Annotated in this window: 9 protein-coding genes; 7 read left to right on the forward strand and 2 right to left on the reverse strand. The window is 63.1% G+C overall.

Features of this window, described 5'->3' with window-relative positions; all coding sequences use genetic code 11:
* Positions 1-196 precede the first annotated feature (196 nt).
* Positions 197-1,660, forward strand: a complete 1,464-nt coding sequence (locus VGL01_RS23670) for a DHA2 family efflux MFS transporter permease subunit (protein WP_331573716.1) — start codon at positions 197-199, stop codon at positions 1,658-1,660.
* 29 nt (positions 1,661-1,689) lie between these two features.
* On the opposite strand, the gene VGL01_RS23675 is transcribed toward VGL01_RS23670, so the two are convergent.
* The gene (locus VGL01_RS23675) at positions 1,690-3,234 is read right to left on the reverse strand and encodes a methyl-accepting chemotaxis protein (protein ID WP_331573718.1); all 1,545 of its coding nucleotides are present in this window, start codon (positions 3,232-3,234) and stop codon (positions 1,690-1,692) included.
* Between the two features lie 318 nt (positions 3,235-3,552).
* On the opposite strand from VGL01_RS23675, the gene VGL01_RS23680 reads away from it, so the two are divergent.
* The 3 genes from VGL01_RS23680 to VGL01_RS23690 all read left to right on the forward strand — a co-directional run bounded on the left by VGL01_RS23680 (position 3,553) and on the right by VGL01_RS23690 (position 6,835).
* Complete coding sequence (locus VGL01_RS23680) at positions 3,553-3,699, forward strand: hypothetical protein (RefSeq protein ID WP_331573720.1); 147 nt, start codon at positions 3,553-3,555, stop codon at positions 3,697-3,699.
* A 134-nt stretch (positions 3,700-3,833) separates the two neighbouring features.
* The gene (locus VGL01_RS23685; protein ID WP_331573722.1) at positions 3,834-5,123 is read left to right on the forward strand and encodes a DUF3422 domain-containing protein; all 1,290 of its coding nucleotides are present in this window, start codon (positions 3,834-3,836) and stop codon (positions 5,121-5,123) included.
* A 215-nt stretch (positions 5,124-5,338) separates the two neighbouring features.
* Entirely contained in the window at positions 5,339-6,835 is a 1,497-nt protein-coding gene (locus tag VGL01_RS23690) for a hypothetical protein (RefSeq protein WP_331573724.1), read from the forward strand.
* A gap of 124 nt (positions 6,836-6,959) precedes the next feature.
* On the opposite strand, the gene VGL01_RS23695 is transcribed toward VGL01_RS23690, so the two are convergent.
* Positions 6,960-7,874, reverse strand: coding sequence for an NAD(P)H-binding protein (locus tag VGL01_RS23695; protein WP_331573726.1), 915 nt, complete (start codon positions 7,872-7,874; stop codon positions 6,960-6,962).
* Between the two features lie 202 nt (positions 7,875-8,076).
* On the opposite strand from VGL01_RS23695, the gene VGL01_RS23700 reads away from it, so the two are divergent.
* The 3 genes from VGL01_RS23700 to VGL01_RS23710 all read left to right on the forward strand — a co-directional run.
* Entirely contained in the window at positions 8,077-8,997 is a 921-nt protein-coding gene (locus VGL01_RS23700) for an AraC family transcriptional regulator (protein WP_331573732.1), read from the forward strand.
* 135 nt (positions 8,998-9,132) lie between these two features.
* A complete protein-coding gene (locus VGL01_RS23705; RefSeq protein ID WP_331573728.1) occupies positions 9,133-10,077 on the forward strand; it encodes a YihY/virulence factor BrkB family protein in 945 nt (314 codons plus the stop codon).
* Between the two features lie 251 nt (positions 10,078-10,328).
* A partial coding sequence (locus tag VGL01_RS23710; protein ID WP_331573734.1) for a porin occupies positions 10,329-11,279 on the forward strand: 951 nt, incomplete at its 3' end.

The raw sequence follows: 11,279 nt of genomic DNA on the forward strand, positions 1-11,279 counted from the left end.
TCAAACATTGCCGATATCTACTAAAAGCCGTAGTGACGAATTGGCGCCCGCTCAGCTCGGCGCTGAAGAATGCGCCGAGCATTTATCATTGCTCGCGTCGAATGGCGCGGCGGCCACGGTCCCCACTATTGTCGCCGCCGAGTCAGAGATATGGACATCACCCCAAAAGCAATCGCGAATACGAGAGGAGTGGCTCATGGAACATGGCATCGACGAACGCAGGCGTTGGCTCGCGCTGATCCTGCTCTGTTTCGGCGTGCTGATGATCGTACTCGATACGACCATCGTGAACGTCGCCTTGCCGTCCATCCGCGCGGATCTCGGGTTCACCGAAACGTCGCTCGTATGGGTGGTCAATGCCTACATGCTCACGTTCGGCGGTTTTCTACTGTTGGGCGGCCGCCTCGGCGATCTGTTCGGACACCGGAGGCTGTTCCTGCTCGGCATCGCGCTTTTTACGCTGGCGTCCACCGGATGCGGGCTCGCTTATTCGCAAGGCCTGCTGGTCGCTGCGCGCGCGGTGCAAGGTGTGGCCGGAGCGGTGGTCTCCGCCGTCTCGCTGTCGCTGATCATGAATCTGTTCACCTCGCCGGGCGATCGCGCGAAAGCGATGGGCGTCTATGGCTTCGTCTGCGCGAGCGGCGGCAGTATCGGCGTGCTGCTTGGCGGTCTGCTGACGAGTACGCTCAGCTGGCACTGGATATTTCTGGTCAACGTCCCGATCGGTGTCGGCGTCTATGTGGCATGCCTGGCGCTGCTGCCGGCCGCCAAGCCGTTGGCTGAGCGCGGCAAACTCGATGTGGCGGGCGCGCTCGCCGTCACGACCTCGTTGATGTTCGCGGTCTATGCGATCGTGCATGGCAACAAAGCGGGCTGGACGTCCGTACCGACTCTTGCACAGCTCGGCCTCGCCATCGGCTTGATGGTCGTTTTTCTGATCGTCGAATCGCGCGTGTCACATCCGCTCATGCCGCTTCGCATGTTCGCGTTGCGCAATGTGGCGACCGCCAACGTGGTGGGGGTGCTCTGGGCCGCGGCGATGTTCGCATGGTTCTTCATCTCGGCGCTCTATCTCCAGCGGGTGCTCGGCTACAGCGCCATGAAAGTCGGCCTGGCATTCCTGCCGGCCAACATCATCATGGCCGTCTTTTCCCTCGGGCTATCGGCGAAGCTCGTCATGCGCTTCGGTATTCGCGCCCCGTTGTGCATCGGTCTTCTCGTCGCGGCGCTCGGCCTTGCGTCGTTTGCGCGCGCACCCGTGGACGGCAGCTTTGCGTTACACGTGCTGCCGGGCATGATCCTGCTGGGCCTCGGTGCCGGTGTGGCGTTCAACCCGGTTCTGCTGGCCGCCATGAGCGATGTGGCGCCCGACGAGTCGGGTCTGGCCTCCGGCGTGGTCAACACGTCGTTCATGATGGGCGGCGCGCTGGGGTTGGCGATTCTCGCCAGCCTGGCGGCTGCGCGCAGCGATCGGCTTGCCGCCGCGGGGGCGGACCTCAACCGCGCGCTCAACGGCGGTTACCATCTCGCGTTCCTGCTCGGCGCGATTGCCGCCACGATCGCCGCGGTGTTGGCCGGCGCGTTCGTGCGGACGCGGCCCCATGAAACGGTAGCTCATCCGGACGAGACCGCGCAATCCGTTTCCAGCGCGAGCCGGTAGCGCCGCGGCGCTCGAGATCTTGAAGGTGTCTACAGTAGTCGAGTCGACGGGATTTGAAAAAATGCCACGACCTCGCTCAGTTGGCGCCCCTGCTCGTGTAGCGAAGTCGAGGCAGCTGCGGCCTCTTCGACGAGCGCCGCGTTTTGCTGCGTCGTCTGATCCATCTGGGCCACCGCTATATTGACTTGCTCGATGCCACGGCTTTGCTCTGCCGAAGCCGCTGCAATTTCATTCATGATGTCGCGCACCGCCGTGATCGCTCGCGTAACCTCGTCCATCGTCTCGCCGGCTTCCGATGCCAGTCGTGCACCATCGTCGACTTTCGCGACGGACGTGGCGATGAGCTCCTTGATTTCCTTGGCGGCGCCAGCCGAACGCTGGGCCAGATTGCGCACCTCTGACGCCACGACAGCGAAACCGCGCCCTTGATCCCCGGCGCGTGCTGCCTCCACCGCCGCATTCAACGCGAGAATGTTCGTCTGAAACGCGATCCCTTCGATGATCCCGGTGATGTCCGCGATCTTGCCCGAGCGCTCGCTGATCTCGCCCATGGTATCGACGACGTTGCCCACCACGGCGCTGCCTTTGAGCGCAACCTCGGCCGCATTGCCGGCCATTGCGGTGCCTTGGTGCGCATTGTCCGCATTGCGCCGAATCACCGCGGCGAGTTCCTCCATGCTGGAGGCGGTCTGCTCGAGCGAGCTCGCCTGCTCCTCCGTGCGCGAAGAGAGATCCTGATTGCCCGCGGCGATCTGGCTGGTCGCCGTCGCCAAGCCATCGGCGCCGCGACGTACCTGGCCCACGACTCGGAGAAGCGACCCGGTCATATCGCCGAGCGCGCTTAGAAGCCTGCCTGTCTCGTCGGCGCGATCGGTGACGATCGCTTGCGTGAGATCGCCCCGCGCTACCGCCTCGGCGGCCGATACGGCTGCGCCGATCGGAACGGTAATGCCCCGGGCGATGAAAAACGCCAACAGGATGGCCAACACCAAGGCCGCGATGGTTACCCCGATGATCGTGCGTTGCGCGAACAAGGCGGCTTCTGTGATCGAAGCCCCCTTTTCATGCGTGCGTGCGGTCCCGATGGCGATCAAGGCATCGAGGGCACGGCCGATGGGCTTGTCCGCTCCCGCGACGTTACGGTCGCGCAATTCGATCGAAGCACCTGACGCGATCAGCGGATCGAGGGCCACGAGCGTCGCACGGTAAGCGGCCGTTGCCGCAATCAGCGTGTCGACACCCGCCGACTCGGCAGGCCCAAATGAACCCAAGCGCAATGACGTTCGAGCCGAGTTATCGATCTCGTCCAGGTTCGCGAGGAACTTCGCGCGATATGCACCGCCGCGAAGGACGTAATCCTTGTAGCTGTGCACCGCCTCGCCGAACATATCTTTCGCGTGCTCGAGCAAGCGGAGTTTCGCGACTGTGACCGATTCGTACTCCTGCCATTCCCCACTGATGGCGGACAACCGTCCATACGCCACGACACCAAGCACCGCTGTCAGCAAAGCGGCGATGAAAAAGGCGATGGCCAGACGAGCGCCAATGCGCAGATCACGGAAACGGGGCAGCATAGGGCAATTCCTTCTTCGGAGCTCGGCCAAGGGGAGGCGCCATCTCGCAGCCCAATTACAGGGAACGAACGCGGGCGACGCTATCTGATCAACGGCAGCCGTAAAACTTTCTGAACCCCTCGATGCCCCGCGTTTTCCCAGCCCCTGCAGTCTCCAGATTCGAGCCATCGCCTCCCATGGCTCGGATTAGCCCTGAATTCGGCCTCTTTTTATCGAATCGAAGCCCGCGTCGCGCGCGCAGACTGCCAATCATCGACAGACCGGATGGCTGACAAGCCCGAGACCCGGTCGCGATCTTCGACACTCTGGGAGGCCGACATGAGCGCTTTCGCGACAATTCTCTCCATCTGGTTCATGGTCGCCACTTGCGCGATCCTGTTCATCCGCGGCGCGAGCCCGCGTGTCGCAACGAGGCTCGAGCGCAGCAAGGTGACGGTCGAGGCCCATCCGTACCGACGCCGGTAGTCTTCCGCCGATGCCCGCCGGACGCCGTTGAGCGCAGGATTGCGCGCGGCTGTGCAGGCTGGCGGCAGTCGCCGCCATTCGAAACGGCCACGAGGAAACGGTACACTGGCGCACCCGGCTACCGATTCCTCACGATGTTCGCCTCGCTCAATCATCCGCTCAGAGATCCGCTTTCCAAGGAACTTCACGCACGCCCCTTCCTGCGAATTACCGGCCCGGCGTCACTGAGCCATCTCGCCATCTATTCCGAGCACGACGAAGACATCCACGGCCGATTGTTGGCGGCATTGGCCGCCGCGATGGAACTTCCGGCGCCTTCTGCCCAGCACAATCATTACGCGGCGGGAAAAGGCGACTGGCAAGTCAAGTGGGAAAAGCACACCGAGTTTTCCACCTTCACCTTCGTGCGCACGGCCGCACAGGAGCGTCTTTTCGATGGCGCAGCGATGGCGGATATTCCGCGCTCATGGCTCGCACTGCTCGAAAAAAGCGTCTTTGTCGCCGTCCACGCCGAATTGCTCTGCAACGCCGAAGCCGAAGCGGCACGCCGTGAAGTCCGGGCGTTACTGCCTGGGCCCGTACTCGTGGGTACCAAGGTTCTTTCGGGCGGTGAAGTCTACTGCGACTGGCTCGTCCACGACGATCACTTCTCTCGCTTCCTGGTACTCGATCTCGGCTTTCGCGAGGCGCAGGCCGGCCGCCTGATCCAGCGGCTTTTCGAAATCGAGACCTATCGGATGATGGCGTTGCTCGCGTTACCGGACGCCCGCCGCCACAGCCAGTTTCTCGGCAAACTCGACGGATCGCTATCGATGCTCATGCGGCGCATGGAGCAGACCGGCCCCGAGCACGACGACGCCTATCTGCTCAGGGAGCTCACCCGCCTGGCCGGCCAGATCGAGGCGCACGCTGGCCTGGAGACGCGCTTCAGCGCGTCCGCGGCCTACGAGAAGCTCGTGCTCGCACGCATTGCCGAGTTGCGGGAAGCGCGGATCGAAGGGTTCCCTACGATCGCGGAATTCATGCAGCGCCGGTTATTGCCCGCCATGCAAACGTGCAGTTCCGTGTGGTCGAGGCATCAACAGTCCGCCACGCGTGTTGCGAGGGCCGTCGATCTGCTGCGTACGCGCGTCAATCTGGCACAGGAGGAACATACGACTGCGCTGCTCGAAGGCATGAATCGCACCGCACGCACGCAACTGCATCTGCAACATGCGGTGGAGGGCCTCTCCGTGGCGGCCATCTCGTACTACGTCCTCAATCTTTCGGGCGCGGCGCTACGCGCGCTCCACGCGGCACAACTGCCGCTGGACCCCGAGGTGCTGGAAGGCCTGCTCATCGTTCCCGTCGTGGCGGGCGTGCTGTTGTTCACCCGCCGCATCCGTCGTTTGGGCCGCGCAGATTCGCACCGACAGATGGGTTAGGACGCCGCACCAGCCAGCCGCGACAGAATCCGGCTGGCGCCGCGAAATCCATCGCCCGATGCATTATTCACACGATTACACCCAGTGCACGGCGGCCGCTCCGGAATTGCGTTTTCCCGCAAACCAGTTCGCATAAGGCCGAGCCTTGGACGCGGATACTGAGCACCATCGAGCGTAAGCGACGGGGTCGACTTGCATTGGAGGGCTCCTCGGACATGACACGGATTGGAAAGGACCGCTGCGAGAATCGTCCCGACGGCGAGCAGCCAATCGCGGGCGGACGCACGTCTTCGAATCCGCCCGAGCCGGCGCCCGCGACGCGAAGCTTGCCGCCTGCGCTACAGCCGCTGAATGCCAGGCCGGCGAACAACTCCTCCGTATACCTCCATAAGCGAGCGCGGGTAACGCTATCGGACCCGCTCATCGAGACCCCTTACGACAAGTACGCAATCGGCCTGGTCTTTCACGAAGGCCAGTTCAACGGCAGCCGCCCCAATGAACGGCTGGCGTCGCAGTTCATGCCGTCGACGGTACGCGGTGTCTCGCCGTTTTGGGATCTCGACGAGCGAACGATTGCGCAAAAGGGGGGCAGTCTGACGGTATTCGGCGACGTGAGGGGCTCGCCATTCGAAGCACCCGACGGGAAGGTCCGCATCCGCTTGCACTATGGCGACCGGACCAATCTCGAGCGCCTGAGCGAACATTTCGGCCAGCCGACCCTGGAGCAGAGAGAGCCCGCTTTCATGCGCAGTTCGTATCGAACGGTACTGATCAAAACAGGCTCGGGCTGGCAGCAGTTCAAATTTTCGATACCTGACAACCCACGTTTCTCCTTCAACGCGCCCCACAAGCGATTGTTGCCGCGGGACGTCGAAGCCGCAGTCCAATTTTCCGCGGCACTGCAAGGCAACCCCCACTATATCCGTGAGCCGGCCGGCATCGCGCTGAGATTCGACGATGGCGCGGCACCGATCACCGCGCTTTGGCGCGAAATGCCCGTGGCCAGTCGTGGATTCAAGAATGGCGACTTCGTCGCCCCCGTTCACGTGCTGACGGACCCCGCATTTGCCGATAGCGAGCAAGGACGAACCATTTTCGGTACCGGCGCGCGGGGAGCTACTTCGATCGGCGAACTTCAAGGATCGTGGCTCGTTCGCGAGTTGGCGCCGAAGCTCGCGGCTATCCTGATGAACACGCTCACCGACACGCATGCCCATCCGCAATTGCACGAGCAGAATATCGATGTCGTGATTGACGTTCACGGGCGGGTTGTCGACGTCCTCGTGAAGGACCTGAGCGATATTGCCCTCGACTACCGTGCAATTGCGGCGGCTGGACATAGGGAGCGATGGGGCGGTGTGCAGACGAACGACATGGCCTACGCCTCGCCGATGTCCGACCGTCTCCAGTTTCCAAATGGCGAGCGATACACCGTCGAGCGTTTTTACGAGGCATTCTTCGGCAGCATCGGAACGCGCCAGGGCGAATCGACTGGGCAGCCTCCCGCACCTTCGGCGATTGCGCAACAGGCGACACATATGCTGGCGGAAAAAATACGGCGCTGGCTTCCCGGAGCATGGCTGCAAGCTCGGGGCCACGGGGCAGCGTACGGACGCGCGTTCGGCGCCAGCGCTGCCACGCCTTACGAACGCATCGCCGCTCTTCGGCAACTGATCGTTGAATATCTCGAGGAAGGCAAGCGGCCGGTCTGACGCCGGTCAGACTAATGCAACGAAAAATCCTCATTACTGTTTGGAATTCCCGCCAGCATTTCCGGTATCGACGCCAGCCGCAGGGCCCATTGCCAGGCGAGCGACACGATTGCTTCGATCGTCCTCACAACTGCTCGCCGCCTACCGAGGCGTTACGCATCGCCATCACGCGCGGCACGATCTCGTCGAACACCTCGCGCAGCGACGTCGAACCGAAACGGCGTTCGCCCGCGCCGGCTTCGACGTCGATCATGCCGGCGTTATGCGCGTCGTAAAGCTCGACGATCAACGCCACATGCGCGGCGCTCAGTCCCGCATGGGCGAGCGTCTGCTCCCAAGCTTCGCGCGGTACCGCGACGGCATCGATGTGCCGGCCGCTCGCCTGGCCAAGTGTTTGCGCGACCTCGAACGCATTGACGCGGTGCTCGCATTCCACACTCACCACGCGCAATGCCTGCTCGGATTCGTCGAGCAGCAGTTGGGCCGCGACGCGCCCGACATCGGATGCCGCCACCGTCGGAAATTGCTTGCTCAGCGGATGGTGAAAGCTCGGTAGCACCGCTGTTTGCAACGCAAGCGGCATCACGCGCGCCCAGTTATGCATATGCTCGGCCGAACGCAGCATGATCGAGCGCGCCGCAATACCGCGCCACCGCTGCTCCAGTTCGTGAAAGAGGACCGTGATCCCGGTTCCGCGCGGCTTTTCCGCGCCATAGTCCGACAGCGCAAGCACAACGGAAGGTGGCCGCGCACGCAGCGCCGTCTCGACCGCATCGATCGCTCGACGCATCGTATCGGCCGGTTCCGTGTCGCCGCGTGGCACCGGGCAAAGCATCTGCACCGCATATGCACCTTCGAGCGCACGTTGTACCGCGGCGCTATCGGCCAATTCGCACACGACCACGTCGCATCCCATGCGTGCAAACGCGTTGCCCTGCGCGCGGTCGTGTACCACCGCGCGCACGGGCTTTCCCGCCTCGACGAGCGCCGTTACCGTCGCGCGCCCCACATTTCCCGATGCACCGAAAATGACGAACACGATTTGCTCCGTCCACTAAGGTGAGGCCGATCCTATCGCGGCATCGGAGGTTTCGCGCGCATGCCCGGATCGCAATTCGCAGATATGGATGGCGACGATGGGCCACCCAGCCGCGCGCCGCATGTAGGGCATGCCGGAGCGGACCCGGTGAAAACGTCGCACAATGTCGACCATTCGAACCGACGCCCAGCCCCTCGATGCCATGAACGCAACGACACGCGATCAACTCCCGCCGCCCCTCGCGCGGTACGTGCTGCACTCGAGCACCGGCCTGGGATGGACTGGGTTCGGCGCCGAATTGTTGGCGTTCCCCGCCGGGGCCTACCAGGTTCCGGCAAGTACGGCCCACCGCATCGCCTTTCACGTCGGTGCGCCAGTCAAGGCCCGCTGCCGCTGCGACGGGAGCCGATGCGCCCGCATCCAGGCGCACGGCGATGCCGATGTCGTTCCCGCCGGGCTCGACGGCGAGTGGATCGACGAGTCCGACAGTACGATCTTGCGCATCTGGGTGACGGATCGCTTCGCACGAACCACTTTCGATCAGCTTGGCCTCACCGCTTCGCAAGCGCGCATCCGCCCGCAATTCCAATTACGCGATCCGCGCTTGCAGCATCTCGCGTGGGCGCTGCGTGCCGAGCTCGAATCCGATCTGCCGTCCGATCCGCTCTTCGCGGAGAGCCTGTGCACCGCGATGACGGTGCGACTGGCTGCAGGCGCGCCCGCCCTTGGCGAGCGCAAGCAAACGCTCGGGCCGCGCGCGGCCAGACTCGTTGCGGAGTTCATCGAGAGCCATCTGGACCAGCGTTTGACGCTGTCGGATCTCGCCGCATTGGTCGAACTTAGCGTGCCGCACTTCAAAGTCCTCTTTCGTGAGACGTTTGCGATGCCGGTGCATCGTTACGTCGTTCAACGCCGCGTCGAGCGCGCCCGCGAGTTGATCTTGCAAGGCAAGCTGAGCGCCACGCAGGTTGCCTTGGAAACCGGTTTCGCGCACCAAAGCCATATGGCGCATTGGATGAGCCGTTTGCTCGGCACCACGCCGCGGCACATGATGCGCGCCGCCAAGCAAAGCCACGATGGCGAGCCCTCGGCGCCGATCGAGCGCCGCGCGCGATACGGCTGAGTGCCATATCGGAACGCACGCAATGCCGTCGGCGCGGCAACCGGCACAGGCGGAATTCCTGCGCCGCCACACCTCGGGCTGGCACGTCCCCTGCGGGATGTGGAGCAATCGCTCGGTTTTCTGTCGGGGCACGCCATGACCGCGCTTTCACTTCGCAGAACGTATGATGCCGCGCGGCGCGAAGTCGCCTGCGTCGCCGATGCGGTCGTGCATTTCGGCGAACACCGATGCACGACGATGGCAGCCGGCATCGCCTTTTTTTCGGCCTTTTCGCTGGCGCCGCTACTCGTCATGGTAATCGCCGTCGCGGGCTGGTTTTTCGGCGCCGACGCCATCCGCGGAGAAATCTTCTCGGACGTTCATCAGTTGATCGGCGACGAGGCGGCCGCCGCGGTGCAGATGATCGTCGCCAATGCCCGTACGCACAAAGACAGCGGCGGCTTCGCCGCATTCGTGTCGTTCGTCGCGCTCGCACTCGGCGCGTCGGCGACCTTCGCTTCTCTGAACAGCGCCCTCGCCGTCGTATGGCCGATCGGTGCGACGAGCCGTTTTTCCAGCGTCGTTGCGCTCGTCAAGGTGCGGCTCATTTCGTTCGGACTCGTGCTCGGCGTGGCGTTTCTCGCGATCGTATCGCTCGTGCTCGATACCATCATCACGTTCGTCGGCGAATGGCTCTGGGGCGGTACCTCGTATGCCGCGGTCGGCGACATACTGCAGTTGACGTTCGGGCTCGTGGTACTCGCGCTGTCGTTCGCAGCACTACTCAAATTCCTGCCCGACGCTCGTGTCGAGTGGCGCGACGCCTTGATAGGCGGCGTCGTCTCCGCGTTGCTGTTTTCTGGCGGCAAAAAGCTGTTCGCGCTCTATCTCGCGCATGCCGGAATGGCCAATGCGTTCGGCGCGGCAGGCTCGCTCGCGGCACTGCTCATGTGGCTTTACTTTTCGGCCCTCGTCCTGCTGTTCGGCGCGGAGTTCGCCGCGTCCCGCGATCGCACGAGGCGTGCCGCGAGAGACCAGCGCCGAAAGGAACGGCAGCGTGCGGGCCCCGTCCGGCCGGCAGCCGGCAAACCGCTACGCTGATGAATTAACCGGCGCTTTAGCCAGACAATTACGCGCGTTCGATTAATAAATATCACAACGTGAACTATTCCCGATTCGGGAATAGACAATTTCGCATTACGCAACGATGCGCGCCTGGTGGCTTACCGCGGCCACGTGTCACGGGTGTTTCCTTTTGGAGACACTTTCTTTTTTTCCGGTCACCTTTGTAAGGACATTGCGATATTCTCCGCTTCGCAACAGTCTTCGATAATCATTCGCGTGGAGAAATGATGAAAAAAATCGCATTGTCGACGCTCTCGCTCGCATTGCTCGGCGCCGCGGGTGCTGCTCAAGCTCAGAGCAGCGTGACGCTGTATGGCGTGATCGACACGTCCATCACGTACGTACATCACCAGTCGGGTAGCGACAACGGCTGGAACATGGGCACCGGCAATCTGTCCGGCAGCCGCTGGGGCCTGAAGGGCCAGGAAGATCTGGGCGGCGGACTCGCAACGATTTTCCAATTGGAAAACGGCTTCAACTCCACCACGGGTCAACTGGGTCAAGGTAGCCGCATGTTCGGCCGCCAGGCGTTCGTCGGCCTCGAGAGCAAGCAATTCGGTACGGTGACGCTGGGCCGTCAATACGATCCGCTCGTCGACCTGGTGCAAGGCATCACGGCTGACAACTACTTCGGCAGCGTGTTCGCAACGGCAGGCGACGTCGACAACTACGACAACAGCTCGCGTACGAACAACTCGATCAAGTACCTGTCGCCGAACTACGCCGGCTTCCAGGTCGAGGGCATGTACTCGCTGGGCGGTGTCGCCGGCAAGACGGGCTCGGGTCAAACGTGGTCGGTGGCTGCGGCTTACAACAACGGCCCGCTCGGCGTTGCAGCAGGCTACTTCAAGGCTGACAACACGAACGGCGTGCGCACGCCGACGGCATCGGGCGGCGGCTGGAACGGCACGTCGGACGGCACGTTCAACGGCCCGATCAACCTGGGTTACCAGACGGCGAAGTCGATCAATATCGCTCGCGTTGCCGCGCAGTACACGGTGGGTGCGTTCACGGTCGGCGCTGGCTACAGCAATGCGCAATACAAGTCGGACGGCTTGTCGACGTTCGGTTCGACCGAGAAGTACAACACGGGGCAAGGCTTCGTGAACTACCAGTTGACGCCGGCGATGCTGCTGGGCCTCGGCTATAGCTACACGAAGTCGAGCGGCGATACGTCG

This window comes from Trinickia sp. (genome assembly GCF_036503415.1).
Classification (GTDB): domain Bacteria; phylum Pseudomonadota; class Gammaproteobacteria; order Burkholderiales; family Burkholderiaceae; genus Trinickia.

Bases quoted from the DNA above. Each gene is read 5' to 3' on its own strand.
- VGL01_RS23670 (WP_331573716.1), top strand. From the start codon at position 197: ATGGAACATGGCATCGACGAACGCAGGCGTTGGCTCGCGCTGATCCTG.
- VGL01_RS23675 (WP_331573718.1), bottom strand. From the start codon at position 3,234: ATGCTGCCCCGTTTCCGTGATCTGCGCATTGGCGCTCGTCTGGCCATC.
- VGL01_RS23685 (WP_331573722.1), top strand. From the start codon at position 3,834: ATGTTCGCCTCGCTCAATCATCCGCTCAGAGATCCGCTTTCCAAGGAA.
- VGL01_RS23705 (WP_331573728.1), top strand. From the start codon at position 9,133: ATGACCGCGCTTTCACTTCGCAGAACGTATGATGCCGCGCGGCGCGAA.
- VGL01_RS23690 (WP_331573724.1), top strand. From the start codon at position 5,339: ATGACACGGATTGGAAAGGACCGCTGCGAGAATCGTCCCGACGGCGAG.
- VGL01_RS23700 (WP_331573732.1), top strand. From the start codon at position 8,077: ATGAACGCAACGACACGCGATCAACTCCCGCCGCCCCTCGCGCGGTAC.
- VGL01_RS23680 (WP_331573720.1), top strand. From the start codon at position 3,553: ATGAGCGCTTTCGCGACAATTCTCTCCATCTGGTTCATGGTCGCCACT.